The sequence below is a fragment of the Pseudomonas chlororaphis subsp. aurantiaca genome (assembly GCF_013466605.1).
GTDB classification, from domain to species: domain Bacteria; phylum Pseudomonadota; class Gammaproteobacteria; order Pseudomonadales; family Pseudomonadaceae; genus Aquipseudomonas; species Aquipseudomonas chlororaphis_I.
The window spans coordinates 4,317,805-4,342,558 of the sequence record NZ_CP059162.1; the positions used below are offsets into that span (position 1 = coordinate 4,317,805).

The window sequence follows — 24,754 nt, forward strand, 5'->3', positions numbered from 1 at the left end:
CGAGGAGTTTTTTTATGGGCCTGCTGATTGAAGGACGCTGGCACGACCAGTGGTACGAAAGCAGCAAAGACGGCGCCTTCCAGCGCGAACAGGCGCAACGCCGCAACTGGGTGACCGCCGACGGCAAACCCGGCCCTAGCGGCGAAGGCGGCTTTCGCGCGGAAGCCGGCCGTTATCATCTGTATGTCTCCCTGGCCTGCCCCTGGGCGCACCGCACCCTGATCCTGCGCAAGCTCAAGGGCCTGGAAAGCCTGGTCGACGTGTCTGTGGTCAGCTGGCTGATGCTGGAACAGGGCTGGACTTTCGACCGGGCCCAGGGCTCCAGCGGTGACAAGCTGGATCACCTGGATTTCCTCCACCAGCGCTACACCGCCGATACCCGCGACTACACCGGCCGCGTCACCGTGCCCGTGCTCTGGGACACCCAGCAGAAACGTATCGTCAGCAACGAATCGGCGGAAATCATCCGCATGTTCAACAGCGCCTTCGATGACCTGAGCGGCAACGGCCTGGACTTCTACCCGGAACCGCTACGCCGCGAAATCGACGAGCTGAACGCGCGCATCTATCCCACGGTGAACAACGGCGTATATCGCGCCGGCTTCGCCACTTCGCAGCAAGCCTACGAAGCGGCCTTCGACGATCTGTTCGCCGAACTCGACTGGCTGGAACAGTGCCTGGGCGGCCAACGCTACCTGGCCGGCGAATACCTGACGGAAGCGGACATCCGCCTGTTCACCACGCTGATTCGCTTCGACGCGGTGTATTACGGTCACTTCAAGTGCAACCTGCGGCGGATCGCCGACTATCCGAACCTGTCGAACTGGCTGCGAGAGCTGTATCAGTGGCCGGGGATCGCCGAAACCGTGGATTTCACCCATATCAAGGGGCACTACTACGCCAGCCACCGCACCATCAACCCGACCGGCATCGTGCCGAAAGGGCCGGCGCAGGACTTCGATGCGACGCATGATCGCGAGCGTTTGGGCGGGCGGGGGGTTTGGCGGAAGAATTGAGGTAGGGGGTCAGTCGCTATCGCGGGCAAGGCTCACTCCTACAGAAGAAGCGTCTTCTGTAGGAGCGGCCGGTCGACGCTCGATTGCCCGCGATGCTGTTCAGACCTGCGACTGCGCGCCTTCGAACCAGGCGAGCTTCTCGCGAAGCTGCACCACTTCGCCGACGATCACCAGGGTTGGCGCATGCACTTCATGCTCCGCCACCAGCTTCGGCAGGTCCGCCAGGGTGCCGGTGAACACCCGCTGGTTGGAGGTCGTGCCCTGCTGGATCAAGGCGGCCGGCGTATCCGCCGAACGGCCATGCTGGATCAGTTGTTCGCAGATCACCGGCAAGCCCACCAGGCCCATGTAGAACACCAGGGTCTGTGCAGGCGCGACCAGGTCGGCCCAAGGCAGATCGGTGGTACCGTCCTTCAGATGCCCGGTGACGAAACGCACGGACTGCGCATAGTCACGGTGGGTCAGCGGAATCCCGGCATAGGCCGCGCAGCCGCTGGCCGCGGTAATCCCCGGCACCACCTGGAACGGAATGCCCTGGGCCGCCAGCTCTTCGATCTCTTCGCCGCCACGGCCGAAGATAAACGGATCGCCCCCCTTCAGACGCAGCACGCGCTTGCCCTGCTTGGCCAGGTCCACCAGTTGCTGGTTGATCTGCTCCTGGGGCAAGGCATGATCGGCGCGGCGCTTGCCGACATACACCCGCTCGGCATCGCGCCGGCACAGCTCGAGAATCGCCGGTGCCACCAGGCGATCGTAGAGCACCACATCGGCTTGCTGCATCAGGCGCAAGGCGCGGAAGGTCAGCAGGTCCGGATCGCCCGGCCCCGCCCCCACCAGATACACCTCGCCCGGCGCATGAGGCGCTTCGCCGGCGATCTTGGCCTGTAGCAAGCGCTCGGCCTCTTCGCCCTGCCCAGCCAACTGCCGGTCGGCGATCGGTCCCTGGAACACGTCTTCCCAGAAGGCACGACGCTGTTGCACGTCCGGAAACAGGCCTTTGACCTGATTGCGAAAACGCGCGGCCAGGCCGGCCAGCTGACCGTAAGTCGAGGGAATCCAGGTTTCCAGCTTGGCCCGGATCAGGCGCGCCAGCACCGGCGCATCGCCGCCGCTGGAGACGGCAATGACCAGCGGCGAACGGTCGACGATCGCCGGGAAGATCACGCTGCACAGGGCCGGCGCGTCCGCCACATTGACCGGCACGCAGCGCCGATGAGCGTCGGCGGAGACCTGGGCGTTGAGCGGTTCGTCGTCGGTGGCGGCGATGATCAGCACGCAGCCGTCCAGGTCCGCCTCGACATAACCGCGCAACCGGCATTCGCCGCCGCTGGCCGTGACCAGCTCACGCAATTGGGGTTCCACTTCAGGCGCAACTACCCGCAGCAGCGCACCGGCGTCGGCCAGCAGGCGGGATTTGCGCAAGGCAATCTCCCCGCCGCCGACCACCAACACACGACTGCCGCGCAGGTTATGAAACAGCGGCAGAAATTCCATTTAGCCGATGACCTCGAGGCCGCCCATGTAAGGCTTGAGCACCTCAGGCACGCGGATCGAACCGTCGGCCTGCTGGTAGTTCTCCAGCACCGCCACCAGGGTACGACCGACCGCCAGGCCGGAACCGTTCAGGGTGTGCACCAGTTCCGGCTTGCCGGTTTCCGGATTGCGGAAGCGCGCCTGCATGCGACGGGCCTGGAAGTCGCCACAGTTGGAGCACGACGAAATCTCGCGGTACTTGTCCTGGCTCGGGATCCACACTTCCAGATCGTAGGTCTTGACCGCGCTGAAGCCCATGTCGCCGGTGCACAGCGCCAGGGTGCGGTAAGGCAGCTCCAGCAGTTGCAGGACTTTCTCGGCGTTGGCGGTCAGGCCTTCCAGGGCTTCCATGGAGGTCGATGGCTCGACGATCTGGACCATCTCGACCTTGTCGAACTGGTGCTGGCGGATCATGCCGCGGGTGTCGCGGCCCGACGAACCGGCTTCGCTGCGGAAGCATGGGGTGTGGGCGACGAACTTGATCGGCAGTTGTTTCGAATCGAGGATCTCGCCGGCCACGATATTGGTCAGCGACACTTCGGCGGTCGGGATCAGGTACAGATCGGCTTCGTTTTCACGGCTGATCTTGAACAGGTCTTCTTCGAACTTCGGCAACTGGCCGGTCCCCACCAACGCCGGTGCCTGCACCAGGTAAGGGGTGTAGGCCTCTTCGTAGCCGTGCTCGCTGGTGTGCAGGTTGATCATGAACTGCGCCAGGGCGCGGTGCAGACGGGCGATCGGCCCGCGCAGCAGGGCAAAACGCGCGCCCGACAGCTTGGCCGCAGTCTCGAAGTCCAGCCAGCCATGCTTTTCGCCCAGGGCGACGTGATCCAGGATCGGGAAGTCGAACGCCGTCGGCGTGCCCCAGCGGCGTACTTCGACGTTACCGTCTTCGTCGTCGCCAACCGGTACCGATTCGTGAGGCAGGTTCGGGATGCCCTGCAGGATCGCATCCAGCTCGGTTTGAATGGCGTCCAGCTCGACCTTGCCGGCCGCCAACTCGCCCGCCATGCGCTCGACATCAGCCATCAACGGCGCGATGTCTTCGCCGCGCTGCTTGGCCTGACCGATGGACTTGGAGCGCGCGTTACGTTCGGCCTGCAGTTGCTCGGTGCGGGTCTGGACGGTCTTGCGCTGTTCTTCCAGCGCTTCGATACGTGCTACATCCAGGGCAAAGCCACGGGATGCCAGGCGGTCCGCTACGTCCTGAAGGTTGCTACGTAACAGTTTGGAATCGAGCATGTCGGTCTCTCGTTTATCAAAGTTTGGTCAGGGACAGGCCGGCCCAGGTCGCGAGCAGCCCGCCGAATACGCTGATGGCCGCATAGCCCAGGGCCAGCGGTATCTGTCCGCTTTCCAGCAGACGCACCGTATCCAGTGAAAAGGATGAAAAAGTCGTCAGGCCGCCAAGGAAGCCCACCATCAACCCGGCGCGCACCTCGATGGGCACCTCCGGGCGTATCAGAAACAGGCCGTACAGCACGCCGATCAGCAGGCAGCCCACGATATTAACGGCCAGCGTCGCGGTATAGAAGTGCCGCGGCCAATTGGCGCTGATCCAGTTGCCGGTGGCAAAGCGCAACAGGGTTCCGGCAACACCGCCCATCGAGACGGCAACGATTAACGGGATCACGGTTTTCTCCGCTGCTTGGGGCTGGTCCGATCAAGCTCCGCCAGATGCTTGAGCTTCTCGCCGATCTTCAGTTCCAGGCCACGGGGCACGGGCTGATAGAACGGCTGCGGCTCCAGCGCCTCGGGAAAGTAGTCTTCACCGGCCGCGTAGGCATCCGGCTCATCGTGGGCATAGCGATATTCGTCGCCGTAGCCCAACTGCTTCATCAGTTTGGTTGGCGCATTGCGCAGGTGCAGCGGCACTTCCAGCGAACCATGTTCGGCGGCGCTGCGCATGGCGGCCTTGAAGCCCATGTACACGGCATTGCTTTTCGGCGCGCAGGCCAGGTAGGTGATGGCCTGGGCCACCGCCAGCTCGCCTTCGGGACTGCCCAGGCGCTCCTGCACGTCCCAGGCGGCCAGGCACAGGCTCAGCGCCCGCGGATCGGCGTTGCCGATGTCTTCGCTGGCCATGCGCACCACGCGCCGCGCCAGGTACAACGGGTCGCAACCACCGTCGAGCATCCGCGCGAACCAGTACAGGGCGCCGTCCGGGTTGGAACCACGGACCGACTTGTGCAGCGCCGAAATCTGGTCGTAGAAGGCTTCGCCGCCCTTGTCGAAACGCCGACGGGTATCGCCCAGCAGGCTTTGCAGCAGCTCGACACCGATTTCCGTACCGTCTTCGGCGAGATCGGAGGCGTTCTCCAGCAGGTTGAGCAGCCGCCGGCCATCGCCGTCCGCTGCCGCCAGGAGCATCTGGAAGCCTTCGTCACTGAGGCTCAGCTGGCGTTTTCCCAGCCCGCGTTCTTCGCTCAACGCGCGCTGTACCAGCTTGTGCAGCGCCGCCTCGTCGAGGCTCTTGAGCACATACACCCGGGCCCGGGACAACAGTGCGTTGTTCAGCTCGAAGGATGGGTTCTCGGTGGTCGCGCCGATGAAAATCAGGGTGCCGTCTTCGACGTAAGGCAGGAAGGCATCCTGCTGGGACTTGTTGAAACGGTGCACTTCGTCGACGAACAGGATGGTCCGGCGCCCGTACTGGGCCGCCTGCTGCTTGGCGATTTCCACCGCCTGGCGGATCTCCTTGACCCCGGCCAACACCGCCGAGACCGTTTCGAAGTGCGCATCCGAGACTTTCGCCAGGAGCCGCGCCAAGGTGGTCTTGCCCACCCCCGGCGGCCCCCAGAAGATCATCGAGTGCAAGGCCCCCTGCTCCAGCGCTTCGCGCAGAGGCTTGCCGCGGGCGAGCACATGCTCCTGACCGACGTACTCGTCCAGGTTGGCCGGGCGCAAGCGCGCGGCCAGGGGTTGGGCGATCGGGTCACTGCGAAACAGATCCATGGCGGACGATTGAAACCTCTTGGCGTCGACTTATTCTTGAATCACGTCGGCACCCTTGGGGATGTCGAACTTGAACTTGGAAGCGGCGATTGGCTCGTTGGCCTTGACCCCGGTGAACAGGATATTGGTGCGCTGGCCAACGCTGTCAATCAGCTGCATGTCATTCACCAGGCCGTTGCGGAACGACAGTCGCAGGCTGTCGAACAGGGTGTCCTTGGTTTTCGGCTTGAGGATGAAGTCGACCACACCACCGGCTTCCTTGGCGCTGATGTCGAAGCTTTCGCTGATTTTCGACACATCACCCGACAGTAACAGGGCCGGAGTCTGGGTCAGGCGCTGGTCCAGGGTCTTGATGGTGACCTGCTCCAGGTCCGGGTCCCACAGGGAAACCTTCTTGCCATCGGAGACCATCAGTTGCTCCTGCGGCGCATCGGTGTGCCAGTAGAACAGACCCGGGCGCTTGAGTGCCATGTCGCCAGCGGTTTCCTGCAACTGGGTGCCGCTGCCGTCGAGGGTCAGCTGCGAGAAACGCGCGGTCAGGGTCTGGGACTTTTCGAGCAACTGGGTCAGGCGCGCCACGTCTTTCTGATCGGCATGGGCCGACAGCGTCGTTAAAGCCAGTACCGGTACCAACAACATGCGGATAAGACGCATGGGAGTCCTCATTAGATTCGTGGAAAAAACCGGCGGCGCTGGGTCGCGCCGCCTGTATCGGGTCATTGTTCAGTCGCGCATCGGACCCGGCGCTATCACTTCGCGGGAGCCGTTGGTGTTCATGGCGGTCACCACCCCGGCCATTTCCATGGCTTCGATCATGCGGGCCGCGCGGTTGTAGCCGATCTTGAGCTTGCGCTGAACCGCGGAGATCGACGCCCGGCGGCTCTCGAGGACGAACTGCACCGCTTCGTCGTACAGCGCATCGGTCTCGGCGTCGTCACCGTCGCCACCGCCGCCGCCACCGTCGAAGCCGCTACCGGCCTCTTCGACACCGTTGAGGATGTCGTCGTTGTACTCCGGCGCGCCACGCAGTTTCCAGGCCTCCACCACCCGGTGCACCTCATCGTCGGAGACGAAGGCGCCATGGACACGGATCGGCAGGCTGGTGCCCGGCGGCATGTAGAGCATGTCACCGTGACCCAGCAACTGCTCGGCGCCACCCTGGTCAATGATGGTCCTGGAGTCGATCTTGCTCGATACCTGGAACGCCATGCGGGTCGGGATATTGGCCTTGATCAGGCCGGTGATCACGTCCACCGACGGCCGCTGGGTCGCCAGGATCAGGTGGATCCCCGCGGCCCGGGCTTTCTGGGCGATCCGCGCGATCAGTTCTTCGACCTTTTTGCCGACAATCATCATCATGTCGGCGAATTCGTCGACCACCACGACGATGGTCGGTAGTTTGGTCAGCAGCGGCGCTTCGTCGTGGATGCTTTCGCGGTTGTACAGCGGGTCGGTCAGCGGCGTACCGGCTTCGATCGCCTCTTTAACCTTGGCGTTGAAGCCCGACAGGTTACGCACACCCATCTTCGCCATCAGTTTGTAGCGCCGCTCCATCTCAGCCACGCTCCAGCGCAGGGCGTTGGCGGCGTCCTTCATGTCGGTCACCACCGGGCACAGCAGGTGCGGGATGCCTTCGTAGATCGACAGCTCGAGCATTTTCGGGTCGATCATGATCAGCTTGGCGTCTTCCGGGCCGGACTTGAACAGGATCGACAGGATCATCGCGTTCACACCCACCGACTTACCGGAACCGGTGGTACCGGCCACTAGCAGGTGAGGCATTTTCGCCAGGTCGGTAATGATCGGCTTGCCACCGATATCGTGGCCCAGGGCCAGAGTGACCGGGGATTTGAAGTTGTCGTATTCCGGGGTCGACAGCACTTCGGAGAAGCGCACGATCTGCCGGTCTTCGTTGGGAATCTCGATACCCACGGTGGTCTTGCCGGGAATCACTTCCACCACACGCACGCTGGTCACCGCCAGCGAACGCGCCAGGTCCTTGGCCAGGTTGGCGATACGGCTGACTTTCACACCGGCGGCCGGCTGGATTTCGTAACGGGTAATCACCGGGCCCGGGTGGATGGAGTCCACCGATACCTCGACCCCGAACTCCTTGAGTTTGATTTCCAGCAGATGGCCGACGGCGGCCAGCGACTCGGGGGAATAGTTGAGCTGTTTCTTTTCCGCCGGATCGAGAATCGAGATAGGCGGCAAGGTGCCTTCGACCGCGCTGTCGATGAACAGCGGGACCTGTTTCTCTTTCTGCACGCGCTTGCTTGGCTCGGGCGCTTTTACCGGGGCCGGGGCGATCACCGGCGGGACCTGCTTCTCGCGATCGGACATGTGCTTGCTCAGGGCCTGCTCGCGCTCGATCAGGCGCTCCTTGACCTTGGCCTGCTCACGCTTGTCGGTGACGGTCGGAGCGACCACCTCGTCGACCCGGGCATCCACTTCACGCAATTGGGCGACCAGTTGCTTGCGCTCGGTACGGGCTGCCCACCAGCGGTTGGCGGCGCCCTGGAACAGTTCGAACAGGTCGAGGGTGATCTTGCCGGTCACATCCATGACCTTGAACCAGGAAAGATCGGTAAACACGGTCAGGCCGAACAGGAACAGCGCGATAAACATCAGGGTACTGCCCTGGATGTTCAGTGCGTTCTTGGCCAGGTCGCCCAGGCTTTCGCCCAGCGCCCCGCCCGCGCCGGCCGGCAGGCCAGTCGCCGCATGAAAATGGATATGCGCCAACGCGGCACCGGACAGCACCAGGAACACCAGGCCGATCAGACGCCAGGAAAACAGCCAGCCGCTCCACTGCCATGGCTCATGGCGTTGACGGAAGATCTGATAAGTCTTGATCGCCAATAACAACGGGAAGATATAGGCGAAGTAACCCAAGACCATAAACAGGATATCGGCGCTGTAAGAACCGGCAGGACCACCGAAGTTCTGTACATCTTCGATCTTGCTGTTATGGCTCCAGCCCGGATCGTCTTTGCCATATGTCAGCAATGCCATCATCAGGAACAGGCACAAGGCCCCAATGGCGATCAACGCACCTTCCTTGAGGCGGTAGTGCAATTGCTGGCGCCAGAGTGGGACTACTGTTTTAGGTGCTGCGGTGGATTTCTTCAAAACGCGTCTTTTCCTGCGCCATGGGCGCGTCCAACTGTTGATCGACTAAAAAATACTGCCCAATCCGAGCAGGTAAAAAAGTTGACGAGCGTAACTGGGGCTACTTTTAACATTCTGCCCACGCATTGCGAAACTGTAAGAGCTGCCACGTGCAATGCCGATGTATTCCACATAGGGATACAAGCCCGCATTGTACGGGTTTGTAAGCACCGTGCCACGCTGCTCAATACTGGGTGTAGCATAATCAGGAACACTTTACGCAGTATTCAATTTGAGCATGCATTCTCTTTTGTGACAAAGGCTTATGAGGTGTTTTTATGACCGAAGCGAAGCATTCACGCCTGATCATTCTGGGCTCCGGCCCTGCCGGTTACAGCGCTGCCGTTTATGCCGCCCGCGCCAACCTCAAACCGACCGTCATCACCGGCCTGCAAGCGGGCGGCCAGTTGACCACCACCGTCGAGGTCGACAACTGGCCTGGCGATGTCGAGGGCCTGACCGGCCCGGTACTGATGGAACGCATGCAAAAACACGCTGAACGCTTCGACACCGAGATCGTTTACGACCACATCCATACCGCGGAGTTGCAACAGCGACCCTTTGTCCTCAAGGGCGACAGCGGCGTCTACAGCTGCGATGCACTGATCATCGCTACCGGCGCATCCGCCCAGTACCTGGGCCTACCCTCCGAAGAAACCTTCGCCGGCAAGGGTGTATCGGCCTGCGCTACCTGCGACGGCTTTTTCTATCGCAATCAGGTGGTTGCCGTGGTTGGTGGCGGCAACACCGCCGTGGAGGAAGCCCTGTACCTCTCCAACATCGCCAAAGAGGTGCACCTGGTGCACCGGCGCGACAAACTGCGCGCGGAGAAAATCCTTCAGGACAAGCTGTTCGAGAAAGCCGCCAAGGGCAATATCCGCCTGCATTGGAACCAGAATCTCGACGAAGTGCTGGGCGATGCCAGCGGCGTCACCGGCGCTCGCCTGCGCGACAGCCTCAGCGGAGAAACCCAGGAATTGGCGCTGACCGGCGTATTCATCGCCATCGGTCACAAGCCCAATACGGACTTGTTCAAGGGCCAGTTGGAAATGCGCGACGGCTATCTGCTGGTCAAGGGCGGCAGCGAAGGCGATGCCACGGCCACCGGCATCCCGGGCGTGTTCGCCGCGGGCGATGTGGCTGACCATGTGTATCGCCAGGCCGTCACTTCCGCGGGCGCGGGCTGCATGGCGGCCCTGGATGCGGAGAAATTCCTCGACGACAACTGACCTCCCGACCTACGCTTGCGGCGGGCCTTGCAGGCCCGCCACCGCCCTCCCCTTCCGCAAGTCTGAATGCCATGCTGACCTGGTTACAACGCAACACCTTCGACTTTCCCCCACTGGAAAAGGCCCTGCGCGCCCCCGACGGCCTGTTGGCCGCCGGCGGCGACCTGTCGGCCGACCGGCTGATCCAGGCCTATCGCCATGGCTGCTTTCCCTGGTTTTCCGAAGGCCAGCCCATCCTCTGGTGGTCGCCCGACCCGCGCACAGTGTTATTTCCAGACGAACTGCATGTATCCCGCAGCCTCGGCAAGCTGCTGCGCCAGCAACGCTACCAGGTCACCTTCGATCAGGATTTTGCCGCGGTCATCAGCGCCTGCGCGGCGCCACGCCCTTATGCCGACGGCACCTGGATCACCGAATCGATGCAGAATGCCTATCTTGAATTGCACAGGCGCGGCCATGCACATTCGGTCGAAGTCTGGGATCAGGGCGGGCTGGTGGGCGGGCTGTACGGACTGGCAATAGGCCAGCTGTTTTTCGGTGAGTCGATGTTCAGCCGGGCTGACAATGCGTCGAAATTCGGCTTCGCCACGTTGGTCCAACACTTACAGGCATGGGGCTTCGCCCTGATCGACTGCCAGATGCCCACCGACCACCTGCACAGCCTGGGCGCCCGCACCATCCCGCGCCAGGAGTTTGCCGGCTATCTGCAGCGCCATCTGGACCAGCCCAGCCGCGCCATATGGGTTTCCTAGGCGGGTTTTGCCGGTGTGGCTTACACTTAATTCAAAGCTAATCCCGAGGGTTGATTCATGACCGAGTTGGCGCGTTTGAAGTTTTATGCCACTCAACCCCACTCTTGCAGCTACCTGCCCGAAGAACAGGCGACCACGCTGTTCCTCGATCCTAGTCAGCCCATGGATGTGCATGTCTACGCAGATCTGTCGGAAATGGGCTTTCGTCGCAGTGGCGACCATCTGTACCGGCCGCATTGCCAGAACTGCAATGCCTGTGTTCCGGCACGTATTCCTGCCGCGCAGTTTTTACCCAATCGTCAGCAAAAACGCATTCTCAAACGCAATGCCGACCTGAAGGTCCAGCCTGTCAAACCGGGGTTCAGCGAAGAGTATTTCGACCTTTACCAGCGTTATATCGAGCAACGCCACGCCGATGGCGACATGTACCCACCCAGCCGCGATCAGTTCTCGACCTTTCTGGTTCGCGACCTGCCTTTCTCCAGGTTCTACGAGTTCCGCCTCGATGGACGCCTGCTCGCCGTGGCCGTCACCGACCTGCTGCCCAATGGCCTTTCCGCGGTCTACACCTTCTACGAACCCGATGAAGAGCGTCGCAGCCTCGGTCGCTACGCCATTCTGTGGCAAATCGGCGAAGCCTTGCGCCTGGGCCTGGACGCGGTCTACCTCGGATACTGGATCAAGAACTGCAAAAAGATGAACTACAAGACCCAATATCGGCCCATCGAGCTGCTGATCAACCAGAGATGGGTCATCCTGAACTAGAAGCCCTTGGCTTGAACCCTACTTTTCGGGCACAATGCACGCCGCTTTTGCCTGGCGCAGTTGCACCGGGCCATTCACTGGACACCGAGGGCTTTACTGCATGTCGAAAGAAGACAGCTTCGAAATGGAAGGCACTGTCGTCGACACCCTGCCCAACACCATGTTTCGTGTGGAGTTGGAAAATGGGCACGTCGTAACCGCGCATATCTCCGGCAAGATGCGCAAGAACTACATTCGTATTCTTACCGGTGACAAAGTGCGCGTCGAACTGACGCCCTATGACTTGAGCAAAGGGCGCATCACTTACCGCGCTCGCTAAGCAAGTCAAGACAAGACGCCCGGCTCATGCCGGGCGTTTTTGTTTGCCTGCCTACAGAACAGATATAAAAAAGGCGCCTTGCGGCGCCCTTTTCATTGCGGCCTGTCAGGCCATTTCTGCGGTGGTCTCGAACTCGAAGGTCAGCTCGCCATCCTTGATGTCGATGTGCACCACACCGCCATGCTCGGCCAGTTCGCCAAAGAGTATCTCTTCCGCCAGCGGACGCTTGATCTTGTCCTGGATCAGGCGCGCCATAGGACGAGCGCCCATGGTCACATCGTAACCACCTGCCGCCAGCCAGCTGCGGGCCGCATCGGTGACTTCCAGCTGAACGCGCTTGTCCTCCAGCTGCGCTTGCAGTTCGGTAAGGAACTTGTCCACCACGCTCTTGATGACCTCATGACTGAGGCGACCAAACTGGATAATGGTGTCCAGACGGTTACGGAATTCCGGCGTGAAGCTCTTCTTGATCACTTCCATGGCGTCGGAAGAGTGATCCTGATGAGTGAATCCGATGGAAGCCCGCGCCGCCGTTTCGGCACCTGCGTTGGTGGTCATGATCACGATCACGTTGCGGAAATCCGCCTTGCGCCCGTTATTGTCGGTCAAGGTACCGTGGTCCATCACCTGCAGCAGCAGGTTGAAGACTTCCGGGTGGGCCTTTTCGATTTCATCGAGCAGCAATACGCAGTGAGGCTGTTTGGTAATCGCTTCGGTCAGCAAACCACCCTGGTCGAAACCGACATAGCCTGGAGGCGCACCGATCAGACGCGATACGGTGTGACGCTCCATGTACTCGGACATGTCGAAACGCACCAGCTCGATGCCCAGCGCCTTGGCCAACTGCCGCGCGGCCTCGGTCTTACCGACACCGGTAGGCCCGGCGAACAGGAACGAACCGACAGGCTTGTCTGGCGATTTCAGGCCGGCACGGGACAGCTTGATCGCGGTCGACAGCGAGTCGATCGCCGCATCCTGGCCGAATACTGTCAGCTTCAGGTCGCGCTCGAGATTACGCAGCAGCTCCTTGTCGGAACTGGTGACGTGTTTCGGCGGAATCCGCGCGATTTTCGCCACGATATCCTCGACCTGAGCCACCTCGATGCGTTTGACGCGCTTGTCGGACGGCTGCAGACGCTGATAGGCGCCTGCCTCGTCGATCACATCGATCGCCTTGTCGGGCATATGCCGATCATTGATATAACGCGACGCCAGTTCGGCGGCGGCGCGCAATGCCTCATCGCTATACTCAATACTGTGGTGCAGCTCGAAACGCCCCTTGAGGCCGCGCAGAATGCCAATGGTGTCCTCTACCGAAGGCTCGGACACGTCGACCTTCTGGAAACGGCGAGCCAAGGCCCGGTCCTTCTCGAAAATTCCACGGAATTCCTGGAAGGTGGTCGAACCGATGCAACGGATGTCGCCCGAGGAAAGCAGCGGCTTGAGCAGGTTCGAGGCGTCCATCACCCCACCGGACGCCGCGCCGGCGCCAATGATGGTGTGAATCTCGTCGATGAACAGGATCGCCTGCGGACGTTTCTTCAACTCGCCCAGCAACGCCTTGAAGCGCTTCTCGAAATCGCCGCGGTATTTGGTACCCGCCAGCAACGCACCGAGATCCAGGGAATACACCACGCTGTTGGCCAACAGGTCAGGCACCTGGCTATCGACGATGCGCTTGGCCAGACCTTCGGCGATGGCGGTTTTACCGACACCGGCTTCGCCCACCAGCAGCGGATTGTTCTTGCGCCGACGCGCAAGAATCTGCGCTACACGCTCGACTTCCTGCTCACGACCGACCAATGGGTCGATACGCCCCTGGCGCGCCAGCTCATTGAGATTGCTGGCATAAGCATCCAGCGGATTACCTGAAGAGGAAGACTCACCGCCTTCATCGTCCTGCATATCCTGCTCACCTTCGGAATGATCGCCATGCCCCGGCACCTTGGAGATGCCATGGGCGATGTAGTTGACGACATCGATGCGGGCAACGCTCTGCTGTTTCAGCAGGAACACTGCCTGACTCTCTTGCTCACTGAAGATAGCAACCAGCACATTGGCGCCGGTCACTTCGCGCTTGCCCGAGCTCTGCACATGGAAGACAGCACGCTGCAGTACACGCTGGAAGCCCAGGGTTGGCTGGGTTTCGCGATCCTCGTCATGCACGGGAATCAGCGGCGTGGTGGAGTCGATGAACTCCTGCAGGTCGTGCTTGAGTTTGTCGAGGTTTGCTCCGCAGGCACGCAAAACGGTGGCGGCGGCCTCATTATCCAAAAGAGCCAACAAGAGGTGCTCGACGGTCATGAACTCATGACGCTTCGAACGAGCCTCTTTGAAGGCGAGATTGAGGGTGACTTCGAGCTCGCGGTTTAACATAGCTTCACCTCATACCCAAGTGGTCGGCGTTAACCGTCCTTCTCGATTTCACAGAGTAGCGGATGCTGGCTTTCCCTGGCGTACTGGTTGACCTGCATGGCCTTGGTCTCGGCGATGTCGCGGGTAAACAATCCACATACTGCCCGTCCTTCTGTATGAACGGCCAGCATTACCTTGGTCGCCAGCTCGCGATTCAGGTTAAAAAACACCTCGAGCACTTCGACGACGAAATCCATCGGTGTGTAGTCATCATTGAACAAAATCACCTTGTACATCGGCGGAGCCTGCAACGTCGGCTTAGCTTCCTGTACAGCCAAGCCAGCGGAATCGTCGTCTTGGAAATCCGGGCGATCCTGATTGAATGTTAGTCGAATCTGGCTGATTGCATGCATGGAAAGAAAGGTTCGTTAGTTGAGCAAATACAGTGGTGGGGGCGCTCCGGGGGGATTTCAACTCCGACCGCCGGGTCACCTTGACTATCGGCAAAACGGTGTTACAACCAATAGAGCCCACGTTGGGTAATAAAGGTCCGTACCGTCAATCCTATATTTTCGGATTCCGGTACGGATGAACTGGATGATACTCCAGTGATGGAGTCTGTTGCAGAGGGATATGAGCATGGCAAGCGGCAAGGTCAAGTGGTTCAATAACGCCAAGGGTTATGGCTTCATTAATGAGGAGGGCAAGAGCGACGACCTTTTCGCCCACTACTCGGCCATCGAGATGGAAGGCTACAAAACCTTGAAAGCCGGTCAGGCCGTGAGCTTTGAGATCACTCAAGGACCCAAGGGCCTGCACGCTGTGAAAATCCATTCCATCAAGACCCAGAACGCCCCCGTCACAGCCTCTTCCTACCAGGAAACGGCCCTGAGCTGAAAATCTTCAGCATCCAGTCATAAAAAACAGTCATAAAAAAACGGCCGGCTCAATCAATTGAGCCGGCCGTTTCATTTACTGCGTGTCAATTCACATATGGGAGATCAGCGCATCGCCGAATGCCGATGACGACAACAACGTGGCGCCTTCCATCAGGCGTTCGAAGTCGTAGGTCACGGTCTTGGCACCAATGGCGCCGTTGGTACCCTTGATGATCAGGTCGGCCGCTTCGGTCCAGCCCATGTGACGCAGCATCATTTCCGCGGAGAGGATCAGCGAGCCCGGGTTCACCTGGTCCTTGCCCGCGTACTTTGGCGCCGTACCGTGGGTCGCCTCGAACATGGCCACGGTGTCGGACAGGTTGGCGCCCGGAGCGATACCGATCCCGCCTACTTCAGCCGCCAGTGCATCAGACAGGTAGTCGCCGTTCAGGTTGAGGGTCGCGATCACGTCATATTCGGCCGGACGCAGCAGGATCTGCTGGAGCATCGCATCGGCAATGGCGTCCTTGACTATCACGTTCTTGCCGGTTTTCGGGTTCTTGAACTGCATCCACGGGCCACCATCGAGCAGCGTCGCGCCGAACTCCTCCGCCGCCACTTCATAAGCCCACTCTTTGAAGGCACCTTCGGTGAACTTCATGATGTTGCCTTTATGCACGATGGTCAGCGAATCGCGATCGTTGTCGACCACATATTGCAGCGCTTTGCGCGCCAGACGTTTGGTGCCCTGCAGGGAAACCGGCTTGACGCCGATACCGCAGTTTTCGTCGAAACGGATCTTGGTGACGCCCATTTCTTCTTTGAGGAACTTGATGACCTTGGTGGCTTCGGCGGAGCCGGCCTTCCATTCGATACCGGCGTAAATGTCTTCCGAGTTCTCACGGAAAATGGTCATGTCGACATCGCCAGGCTTCTTCACCGGGCTCGGCACGCCTTCGAACCAGCGCACCGGGCGCAGGCACACATACAGGTCAAGCTGCTGACGCAGGGCCACATTCAGGGAACGGATACCGCCACCTACCGGAGTGGTCAGCGGGCCCTTGATGGAAACCACGTAATCCTTGACTGCATCCAGGGTTTCCTGAGGGAGCCAGGTGTCCTGGTCATACACTTGAGTTGCTTTCTCGCCGGCATAGACTTCCATCCAGGAGATTTTGCGCTCGCCGCCGTAGGCCTTTTTAACAGCAGCATCGACAACCTTGATCATGACCGGGCTGATATCAACGCCAATACCATCGCCTTCGATGAAAGGGATGATCGGGTTGTTAGGAACATTGAGAGAATGGTCTGCGTTGACGGTGATTTTGTCGCCGACTGCTGGAACCTGAATCTTCTTGTATCCCATGCTGAACTCCGTTGTGTGGATTGAACATCTGGCTGCGTTCGAGCGTACCCCAGTTGAATCTGGACGGGAACCTCATGTTCCACTCATCTGCCGTGAAGGCGGCGCAGTTCGTGGCCTACAAGCCTGAAAGCAAAGGGAAAAGCGCCAAACTCGAGCACTGCGCAGGACTCTACGCCGCCGCCCCGCCTGCGACCTTTAGACCAATGGACGAGAGCGGCTGCATATGAACCATCGGCGTTTTGCCAGCTACCTATGTATAATGCCGCCGCTGACCACAGAGTCACGACGGCTGAACGCCCTGCTACTGGAAAAAAGGAGCCGAGACTTTCCGCCCAAAGCCGGGTTGTTACCGCAGCCCACCCGCTTGACGCTCGACTGATGCACCCAACATCACCGCGAAGAAACCTCGACATTCGGTTCACGGATGACTTTGAACGAACGCGCTTACCCGGCGCCCCTCGAGTTTCTGCGTACGCTTTAGCAAAGAAGAGAGTTAATCCGAATATGCCCACCCGCTCGAAGATCATCTATACCTTCACCGACGAAGCCCCCGCCCTCGCCACCTACTCGCTGCTCCCTATCGTCGAAGCCTTCACCGCTTCCGCTGATATTGCCGTGGAAACCCGCGACATCTCTCTCGCAGGGCGTATTCTTGCCAGCTTCCCGGAGCTGCTGGGCGACAAAGCCGTACCGGACCACCTGGCCGAGCTGGGCGACCTGGCTGTAACCCCTGAAGCCAACATCATCAAGCTGCCGAACATCAGTGCCTCGGTACCGCAGCTTCAGGCCGCGATCAAAGAGCTGCAAGCCAAGGGCTACGCCCTGCCGGACTACCCGGAGACCGTAACCAGCGACGCCGACAAAGACGCCAAGGCGCGCTACGACAAGGTCAAGGGCAGCGCCGTGAACCCGGTCCTGCGTGAAGGCAACTCCGACCGCCGCGCCCCGCTGTCGGTCAAGAACTATGCGCGCAAGCACCCGCACAAAATGGGCGCCTGGGCCAAAGACTCCAAGTCCCACGTTGCTCACATGAGCCAGGGCGATTTCTACGGCAGCGAAAAAGCCGCCCTGATCGACGCCCAGGACAGCGTTAAGATCGAGCTGATCGCTCAAGACGGTAGCGCTACCGTCCTGAAGGAAAAAACCGCCGTACAAGCCGGCGAGATCCTCGATTGCGCAGTCATGAGCAAGAAAGCCCTGCGTGCTTTCGTTGCCGCCGAGATCGAAGACGCCAAGAAGCAAGGCGTACTGCTGTCGGTGCACCTGAAAGCCACCATGATGAAGGTTTCCGACCCGATCATGTTCGGCCAGATCGTTGCCGAGTTCTATCAGGACGCCCTGAGCAAGCACGCCGACGTGCTGAGCCAGATCGGCTTCAACCTGAACAACGGCATCGGCGACCTGTACGCCCGCATCAAGGCCCTGCCTGCGGAGCAGCAAGCTGCGATCGAAGCCGACATCCAGGCCGTCTACGCCGTGCGCCCTGCCCTGGCCATGGTCAACTCCGACAAAGGCATCACCAACCTGCACGTGCCGAGCGACGTGATCGTCGACGCCTCGATGCCGGCCATGATCCGTGACTCCGGCAAGATGTGGGGCACCGACGGCCAGTTGCACGACACCAAGGCGCTGATCCCGGACCGCTGCTACGCCACCATCTACCAGGCAGTGATCGAAGACTGCAAGGCCAACGGTGCCTTCGACCCGACCACCATGGGCAGCGTGCCGAACGTTGGCCTGATGGCGAAGAAAGCCGAAGAGTACGGCTCCCACGACAAGACCTTCCAGATCAAGGCTGACGGCGTCGTACGCGTCACCGACAGCAAGGGCAACCTGCTGCTGGAACAGGCCGTCGAAGCCGGCGACATCTTCCGCATGTGCCAGACCAAGGACGCGCCGATCCAGGACTGGGTCAAACTGGCCGTCAACCGCGCTCGCGCAAGCAGCACTCCAGCGATTTTCTGGCTGGACCCGATGCGCGCCCACGACGGCGTGATGATCGAGAAGGTCCAGGCGTACCTGAAGGATCACGACACCGCCGGCCTGGACATCCGCGTGATGTCGCCAGTCGATGCCATGAAGTTCACCCTGGCCCGCACCCGCGAAGGCAAGGACACCATCTCCGTCACCGGCAACGTGCTGCGCGACTACCTGACCGACCTGTTCCCGATCATGGAACTGGGCACCAGCGCCAAGATGCTGTCGATCGTGCCGCTGATGAACGGCGGTGGCCTGTTCGAAACCGGCGCCGGCGGTTCGGCTCCGAAGCACGTGCAGCAGCTGCTGGAAGAGAACTTCCTGCGCTGGGACTCCCTGGGTGAGTTCCTGGCCCTGGCCGCGTCCCTGGAGCACCTGGGCAACACCTACAACAACCCGAAAGCGCTGGTATTGGCCAAGACTCTCGACCAGGCAACCGGTCAGTTCCTGGACAACAACAAGTCGCCATCGCGCAAAGTCGGCAACATCGACAACCGTGGCAGCCACTTCTACCTGGCGCTGTACTGGGCCCAGGCCCTGGCCGCCCAGACCGAAGATGCCGCCCTGCAAGCGCAGTTCAGCACCCTGGCCAAGACCCTGACCGAGAACGAAGCGACCATCGTCGCCGAGCTCAACGGCGTTCAAGGCAAGCCAGTGGACATCGGTGGCTACTACAGCGCCAACCCTGAGCTGGTGAGCAAGGCCATGCGCCCAAGCGCCACCCTCAACGCGGCTATCGCTGCGCTGGTTTAAGCAACACCGCTGTAATACAAACCCCGGCCAGGTGCCGGGGTTTGTGCTTTTTGCAGCATGCTCGCTCCTACAAGCACCAGTGTTCACCTTATGATGACCACCCACTCAAGACAGAGCTTTATATATGGAATGGCAACCCCACATCACCGTCGCCACCATCGTTGAGGACCAGGGACGTTTTCTGTTCGTCGAGGAGCTCCAGGGCGACCAGGCGGTGTTCAACCAGCCCGCCGGGCACCTGGATCCGGACGAAAGCCTGCTCCAGGCCGCCATTCGCGAAACCCTGGAAGAAACCGGCTGGGACATCGAGCTGACCGGCGTGGTCGGCATCTACCTGTACACCGCCCCCAGCAATGGCGTGACCTACCAGCGCGTCTGCTTTGCCGGTAAACCGCTCAGGCACCACCCCGATTACCGATTGGACGACGGTATCATCGGCCCACGCTGGCTGAGCCGCGACGAACTGCTGGCCTTGCGCCCGCAATGGCGCAGCGAGCTGATCATCCGCTGCGTCGACGACTATCTGGCCGGGCAACTGCACAGCCTTGAGCTGATCCGTCCGTCGCTTTAACCGCAGTTTTAGCCTTGCAGGCCTCAGCCTGTTAGAATCGCGTCCTTTTTCAAGACACCCGTTGAATTCCTATGCGTGATCCAGCCCCTTCTGACACCCAAAAGAAGCGCGTCATCGTCGGCATGTCCGGCGGCGTGGACTCTTCCGTTTCCGCCCTCCTGCTGATGGAGCAGGGTTACCAGGTGGAAGGCCTGTTCATGAAGAACTGGGAAGAAGACGACGGAACCGAGTACTGCACCGCCATGGACGACCTCGCGGATGCCCAGGCCGTGTGCGACAAGATCGGTATCAAGCTGCACACCGCCAACTTCGCCGCGGAGTACTGGGACAACGTGTTCGAGCACTTCCTGGCCGAATACAAGGCCGGCCGCACGCCGAACCCGGACATCCTGTGCAACCGTGAAATCAAGTTCAAGGCGTTCCTCGACTACGCCATGATGCTCGGCGCCGACCTGATCGCCACCGGCCACTATGTGCGCCGCCGCGACATCGACGGGCGCACCGAGCTGCTCAAGGGCCTGGACCCGAACAAGGACCAGAGTTACTTCCTGCACGCCGTCGGCGGAGAGCAGATCGCCAAGACCCTGTTCCCGGTCGGTGAGCTGGAAAAACCCGAAGTCCGTGCGATCGCCGAGAAACACGACCTGGCCACCGCCAAGAAGAAGGATTCCACTGGCATCTGCTTTATCGGCGAACGGCGTTTCAGCGACTTTCTCAAGCAGTACCTGCCGGCCCAGCCCGGCGAGATCAAGACCACCGAAGGTGAAGTGATCGGCCGCCACCATGGCCTGATGTACCACACCATCGGCCAGCGCCAGGGCCTGGGCATCGGCGGCCTCAAGGACGCCGGCGATGAGCCGTGGTACGTGCTGATCAAGGACCTGGAACACAACGAGCTGATCGTTGGCCAGGGCAACGATCACCCGTGGCTGTTCTCCCGCGCCCTGCTCGCCTCCGACATCTACTGGGTCAACCCGATCGACTTGAGCGAACCGCGCCGCCTTACCGCAAAAGTGCGCTATCGCCAGAGCGACCAGCCTTGCACCCTGGAAAAGACCGCCAACGGCTACCGCGCCACCTTCGATGACCCGCAACGCGCGGTCACCCCCGGCCAATCCGTAGTCTTCTATGACGGCGAAATCTGCCTGGGCGGCGGCGTGATCGAAGTCGCAGAGCCCTGGAGCAGCAAGGCATGAGCCCGACCCAGGAACAACTGACGGCATTGGGCGGCGTGTTTCTCGCCGCCGTCCTGGTGGACAAGATCGCCAAGACCGGCCAGGTCACCGAAGCGGCCTTGAGCTGCATGCTCGGCAGCCTGCTGATCCGCGACCCGAAAGACACCCTGGAAGTCTACGGTGGCGACGACATCAACCTGCGTGAGGGGTATCGTGCCCTGATCGGCGCCCTGGAACGCGACCCCAGCACCCTGCAGCGCGAGCCGTTGCGCTACGCCCTGTCGATGCTCGGGCTCGAGCGCCAGCTGGCCAAGCGCGATGACCTGCTGGAAATCATCGGCAAGCGCCTGCCGCAGATTCAGTCCCAGGTCGAACATTTCGGCCCGGCCCACGAAAACGTGATTGCCGCCTGCGGCTCGCTGTATCAGGACACCCTGAGCACCCTGCGCCAGCGGATCCAGGTGCATGGCGACATGCGCAACCTGCAGCAGCCGAGCAACGCCTCGAAGATCCGCGCCCTGCTGTTGGCCGGCATCCGTTCGGCGCGCCTGTGGCGCCAGTTGGGTGGCCATCGCTGGCAGCTGGTGATCAGCCGCCGCAAATTGCTCAAAGAGCTTTATCCGCTGATGCGCAGCAGCTGAACTGCGCCCGCAAGACCTTTTGTAGTCAGTAACGCGTAAGACGCTGGTCAGTTGGCAACGGACCGGCGGATATTTTCATGTATGATACGCGCCCCATTTCGTTGCCCGACTGTCCGAGAACACCCCATGCAGCTCTCTTCGCTCACTGCGGTTTCCCCTGTTGACGGCCGCTACGCCGGCAAAACCCAGGCCCTGCGCCCCATTTTCAGCGAATACGGCCTGATCCGTGCTCGCGTCCTGGTCGAAGTGCGCTGGCTCCAGCGCCTGGCCGCCCATTCCGCCATCAGCGAAGTACCGGCGTTTTCCGCCGAAGCCAACGCCGTGCTGAACGCTCTGGCGGAAAACTTCTCTCTGGAGCACGCCGAGCGTGTCAAAGAGATCGAACGCACCACCAACCACGACGTCAAGGCGATCGAGTACCTGCTCAAGGAACAGGCCGCCAAGCTGCCTGAACTGGCCAACGTCAGCGAATTCATCCACTTCGCCTGCACCAGCGAGGACATCAACAACCTGTCCCACGCCCTGATGCTGCGCGAAGGCCGTGATGAGGTGATGCTGCCACTGATGCGCCAGACCGCCGGGGCTATCCGCGAACTGGCTCTGCGCTTCGCCGACGTGCCAATGCTGTCGCGCACCCACGGCCAGCCGGCCTCGCCGACCACCCTGGGCAAGGAACTGGCGAACGTGGTGTACCGCCTGGAGCGCCAGATCGCTCAGGTCGCCGCCGTGCCGCTGCTGGGCAAGATCAACGGCGCCGTGGGCAACTACAACGCACACCTGTCGGCCTACCCGGAAATCGACTGGGAAGCCAACGCCCGCGCCTTCATCGAAGACGAGCTGGGCCTGAGCTTCAACCCGTACACCACGCAGATCGAACCGCACGACTACATCGCCGAGCTGTTCGACGCCATCGCGCGCTTCAACACCATCCTGATCGACTTCGATCGCGATATCTGGGGCTACATCTCCCTGGGCTACTTCAAGCAGCGCACCATCGCCGGCGAAATCGGTTCCTCGACCATGCCGCACAAGGTCAACCCGATCGACTTCGAAAACTCCGAAGGCAACCTGGGTATCGCCAACGCGCTGTTCCAGCACCTGGCGAGCAAACTGCCGATCTCCCGCTGGCAGCGCGACCTGACCGACTCCACTGTCCTGCGTAACCTCGGTGTCGGTTTCGCCCACAGCGTGATCGCTTACGAAGCCAGCCTCAAAGGCATCAGCAAGCTGGAGCTCAACGCCCAGAAGATCGCCGAAGACCTGGACGCCTGCTGGGAAGTCCTGGCCGAGCCGATCCAGACCGTGATGCGCCGCTACAACATCGAAAACCCGTACGAAAAACTCAAGGAACTGACTCGCGGCAAGGGCATCAGCCCTGAAGCGCTGCAGACCTTCATCGACGCGTTGGAAATGCCTGAAGCCGCCAAGGCCGAGCTGAAAAAGCTCACCCCGGCCAGCTACATCGGCAATGCCGCGGCCCAAGCCAAACGCATCTGATCGATGGCAAGACCTTTGACGCCCGGCAGCGCCGGGCGTTTTTATTCCCGTATGAAAAGTGCATTTTTTCAATAGGTTACACATGAATCCTGACATTCCTCTTCAACTTCTGGGCGGCATCAGCGCACGGGAATTCCTGCGTGACTACTGGCAGAAAAAGCCCCTGCTGATCCGTCAGGCCCTGCCCGACTTCGAAAGCCCGATCGACGCCGACGAACTGGCCGGCCTGGCGCTGGAAGAAGAGGTCGAGTCGCGCCTGGTCATCGAGCACGGCGAACGCCCCTGGGAACTGCGCCGCGGCCCGTTCGCCGAAGACGAGTTCAGCAAGCTGCCGGAGCGTGACTGGACCCTGCTGGTCCAGGCTGTCGACCAGTTCGTGCCGGAAGTCGCCGAACTGCTGGAGCATTTCCGCTTCCTGCCGAGCTGGCGCATCGACGACGTGATGATCAGCTTTGCCGCCCCCGGCGGTAATGTCGGTCCGCACTTCGATAACTACGATGTGTTCCTGCTGCAAGGCCACGGCAAGCGCAACTGGAAGATCGGCCAGATGTGCGACGCCGAAAGCCCGCTGCTGCAACACGCGGACCTGCGCATCCTCGCCGAGTTCGAAGAAACCGAAAGCTGGGTCCTGGAACCCGGCGACATGCTCTACCTGCCACCGCGCCTGGCCCACTACGGCGTCGCGGTGAACGACTGCATGACCTACTCGGTGGGCTTCCGCGCCCCGAGCGCCGCCGAAGTGCTGACCCACTTCACCGACTTCCTCAGCCAGTTCCTGCCTGACGAAGAGCGCTACACCGACGCCGACGCCCAGCCGGTCAGCGATCCGCACCAGATCCAGCACGACGCCCTCGACCGTCTCAAGGGCCTGCTGGCCGAACATATGAGTGACGAGCGCCTGCTGCTGACCTGGTTCGGCCAGTTCATGACCGAGCCGCGCTACCCGGAACTGGTGGTTGGCCCCGAGCTGGAAGAAGAAGACCTGCTCGGCAGCCTCGAACAGGGCGCCATACTGATCCGCAACCCGAGCGCGCGCCTGGCCTGGTCCGAAGTCGACGACGACCTGCTGCTGTTCGCCAGCGGCCAGAGCCGCTACCTGCCGGGCAAGCTGCGCGAACTGCTGAAGATGATTTGCGCCGCCGACGCACTGCACCTCGACAACCTCGGCCCATGGCTGGCGGACGAGGATGGACGCGGCCTGCTGTGCGAACTGGTCAAGCAAGGAAGCCTGGGATTTGCCGATGAATAAGATTCGCGTACGTGTCGCAGACTGGCAAAAGGATAACGCCGAGATCCGGCGCATTCGTGAAGCGGTGTTCATCATCGAGCAATCCGTCCCACCCGAGCTGGAGTGGGACGCCGACGACGACAGCGCGGTGCATTTCCTCGCGCTCGAAGGCGACTTTCCGATCGGTACCGCACGCCTGCTGCCCGACGGGCAGGTCGGCCGGGTATCGGTCCTCAAGGACTGGCGCGGCCTGAAGGTCGGCGACGCGCTGATGCAGGCAGTGATCGGCGAAGCCGAGAAACGCGGCCTCAAGCAGCTGATGCTCAGCGCCCAGGTTCAGGCCACCGCCTTCTATGAGCGCCTGGGCTTCAGCATCGTCAGCGAGGAATTCCTGGAAGCAGGCATCCCTCACGTCGACATGGTCCGCGGCAACGCCTGAGCGAGCCTGCAGGCGATAATCCTGCCAGACGTCACAAAACGCCCCGCCCTCCCCGTATCCAGCAAGCTAAGCTGGCTCCCTGGAGGCCGGGGCGTTTTGCCATCGACGATTCAACTTGCCCCACCGCGAGCCGA

At 61.1% G+C, this 24,754-nt stretch carries 22 protein-coding genes; 13 read left to right on the top strand and 9 right to left on the bottom strand.

Annotation, left to right across the window (positions count from 1 at the left end; translation table 11 throughout):
* The first annotated feature begins 14 nt into the window (after nt 1-14).
* The gene (locus H0I86_RS19470; protein ID WP_180921754.1) at nt 15-1,016 is read left to right on the top strand and encodes a glutathione S-transferase family protein; all 1,002 of its coding nucleotides are present in this window, start codon (nt 15-17) and stop codon (nt 1,014-1,016) included.
* Nucleotides 1,017-1,115: 99 nt separating this feature from the next.
* On the opposite strand, the gene cysG is transcribed toward H0I86_RS19470, so the two are convergent.
* The 6 genes from cysG to ftsK all read right to left on the bottom strand — a co-directional run bounded on the left by cysG (nt 1,116) and on the right by ftsK (nt 8,636).
* Complete coding sequence (gene cysG, locus H0I86_RS19475; RefSeq protein WP_180921755.1) at nt 1,116-2,510, bottom strand: siroheme synthase CysG; 1,395 nt, start codon at nt 2,508-2,510, stop codon at nt 1,116-1,118.
* A complete protein-coding gene (serS, locus tag H0I86_RS19480) occupies nt 2,511-3,791 on the bottom strand; it encodes a serine--tRNA ligase (RefSeq protein WP_009049768.1) in 1,281 nt (426 codons plus the stop codon).
* Nucleotides 3,792-3,807: 16 nt separating this feature from the next.
* On the bottom strand, nt 3,808-4,182 hold the full coding sequence (crcB, locus tag H0I86_RS19485; protein ID WP_180921756.1) for a fluoride efflux transporter CrcB: 375 nt from the start codon (nt 4,180-4,182) through the stop codon (nt 3,808-3,810).
* A complete protein-coding gene (locus tag H0I86_RS19490) occupies nt 4,179-5,504 on the bottom strand; it encodes a replication-associated recombination protein A (RefSeq protein WP_016701882.1) in 1,326 nt (441 codons plus the stop codon). Before H0I86_RS19490 ends, crcB begins: the two co-directional genes overlap by 4 nt.
* Before the next feature lie 30 nt (nt 5,505-5,534).
* Nucleotides 5,535-6,158 (bottom strand): outer membrane lipoprotein periplasmic chaperone LolA, encoded by a 624-nt coding sequence (gene lolA, locus H0I86_RS19495; protein WP_007929220.1) that lies wholly within the window; start codon nt 6,156-6,158, stop codon nt 5,535-5,537.
* 69 nt (nt 6,159-6,227) lie between these two features.
* Nucleotides 6,228-8,636, bottom strand: a complete 2,409-nt coding sequence (ftsK, locus tag H0I86_RS19500; RefSeq protein WP_009049771.1) for a DNA translocase FtsK — start codon at nt 8,634-8,636, stop codon at nt 6,228-6,230.
* Nucleotides 8,637-8,953: 317 nt separating this feature from the next.
* Between ftsK and trxB the strand changes: the two genes are divergently transcribed.
* From trxB to infA, 4 genes are all read left to right on the top strand, one after another.
* Complete coding sequence (gene trxB, locus H0I86_RS19505) at nt 8,954-9,904, top strand: thioredoxin-disulfide reductase (protein WP_180921757.1); 951 nt, start codon at nt 8,954-8,956, stop codon at nt 9,902-9,904.
* 71 nt (nt 9,905-9,975) lie between these two features.
* Nucleotides 9,976-10,656 (top strand): leucyl/phenylalanyl-tRNA--protein transferase, encoded by a 681-nt coding sequence (gene aat, locus H0I86_RS19510; RefSeq protein ID WP_180921758.1) that lies wholly within the window; start codon nt 9,976-9,978, stop codon nt 10,654-10,656.
* 57 nt (nt 10,657-10,713) lie between these two features.
* On the top strand, nt 10,714-11,421 hold the full coding sequence (locus tag H0I86_RS19515; RefSeq protein ID WP_180921759.1) for an arginyltransferase: 708 nt from the start codon (nt 10,714-10,716) through the stop codon (nt 11,419-11,421).
* A 100-nt stretch (nt 11,422-11,521) separates the two neighbouring features.
* Nucleotides 11,522-11,740: a translation initiation factor IF-1 gene (infA, locus tag H0I86_RS19520; RefSeq protein ID WP_002553999.1), complete on the top strand. Its 219-nt coding sequence runs from the start codon at nt 11,522-11,524 to the stop codon at nt 11,738-11,740.
* A 105-nt stretch (nt 11,741-11,845) separates the two neighbouring features.
* On the opposite strand, the gene clpA is transcribed toward infA, so the two are convergent.
* A complete protein-coding gene (gene clpA / locus H0I86_RS19525) occupies nt 11,846-14,116 on the bottom strand; it encodes an ATP-dependent Clp protease ATP-binding subunit ClpA (protein ID WP_023964421.1) in 2,271 nt (756 codons plus the stop codon).
* Nucleotides 14,117-14,145: 29 nt separating this feature from the next.
* Nucleotides 14,146-14,508: an ATP-dependent Clp protease adapter ClpS gene (gene clpS, locus H0I86_RS19530; protein ID WP_180921760.1), complete on the bottom strand. Its 363-nt coding sequence runs from the start codon at nt 14,506-14,508 to the stop codon at nt 14,146-14,148.
* 226 nt (nt 14,509-14,734) lie between these two features.
* On the opposite strand from clpS, the gene cspD reads away from it, so the two are divergent.
* A complete protein-coding gene (gene cspD, locus H0I86_RS19535) occupies nt 14,735-14,992 on the top strand; it encodes a cold shock domain-containing protein CspD (RefSeq protein ID WP_180921761.1) in 258 nt (85 codons plus the stop codon).
* A 90-nt stretch (nt 14,993-15,082) separates the two neighbouring features.
* Here cspD and icd read toward each other — a convergent pair whose 3' ends face one another.
* Complete coding sequence (icd, locus tag H0I86_RS19540) at nt 15,083-16,339, bottom strand: NADP-dependent isocitrate dehydrogenase (RefSeq protein ID WP_007929208.1); 1,257 nt, start codon at nt 16,337-16,339, stop codon at nt 15,083-15,085.
* Nucleotides 16,340-16,843: 504 nt separating this feature from the next.
* On the opposite strand from icd, the gene H0I86_RS19545 reads away from it, so the two are divergent.
* The 7 genes from H0I86_RS19545 to H0I86_RS19575 all read left to right on the top strand — a co-directional run bounded on the left by H0I86_RS19545 (nt 16,844) and on the right by H0I86_RS19575 (nt 24,620).
* Nucleotides 16,844-19,069 carry an NADP-dependent isocitrate dehydrogenase gene (locus tag H0I86_RS19545; RefSeq protein WP_081360453.1) on the top strand — a complete coding sequence of 742 codons (2,226 nt, stop codon included), beginning with the start codon at nt 16,844-16,846 and terminating at the stop codon, nt 19,067-19,069.
* Nucleotides 19,070-19,193: 124 nt separating this feature from the next.
* Nucleotides 19,194-19,640, top strand: a complete 447-nt coding sequence (locus H0I86_RS19550; RefSeq protein ID WP_180921762.1) for an NUDIX hydrolase — start codon at nt 19,194-19,196, stop codon at nt 19,638-19,640.
* A gap of 71 nt (nt 19,641-19,711) precedes the next feature.
* Nucleotides 19,712-20,836: a tRNA 2-thiouridine(34) synthase MnmA gene (gene mnmA / locus H0I86_RS19555; protein WP_028682820.1), complete on the top strand. Its 1,125-nt coding sequence runs from the start codon at nt 19,712-19,714 to the stop codon at nt 20,834-20,836.
* On the top strand, nt 20,833-21,456 hold the full coding sequence (gene hflD / locus H0I86_RS19560) for a high frequency lysogenization protein HflD (protein ID WP_009049779.1): 624 nt from the start codon (nt 20,833-20,835) through the stop codon (nt 21,454-21,456). Before mnmA ends, hflD begins: the two co-directional genes overlap by 4 nt.
* A gap of 126 nt (nt 21,457-21,582) precedes the next feature.
* Nucleotides 21,583-22,953 carry an adenylosuccinate lyase gene (purB, locus tag H0I86_RS19565; RefSeq protein WP_124324920.1) on the top strand — a complete coding sequence of 457 codons (1,371 nt, stop codon included), beginning with the start codon at nt 21,583-21,585 and terminating at the stop codon, nt 22,951-22,953.
* 82 nt (nt 22,954-23,035) lie between these two features.
* The gene (locus H0I86_RS19570) at nt 23,036-24,202 is read left to right on the top strand and encodes a ribosomal protein uL16 3-hydroxylase (RefSeq protein ID WP_180921763.1); all 1,167 of its coding nucleotides are present in this window, start codon (nt 23,036-23,038) and stop codon (nt 24,200-24,202) included.
* On the top strand, nt 24,195-24,620 hold the full coding sequence (locus tag H0I86_RS19575) for a GNAT family N-acetyltransferase (RefSeq protein WP_038577846.1): 426 nt from the start codon (nt 24,195-24,197) through the stop codon (nt 24,618-24,620). The genes H0I86_RS19570 and H0I86_RS19575 overlap by 8 nt, the downstream gene beginning before the upstream one ends.
* The last annotated feature ends 134 nt before the right edge of the window (nt 24,621-24,754 follow it).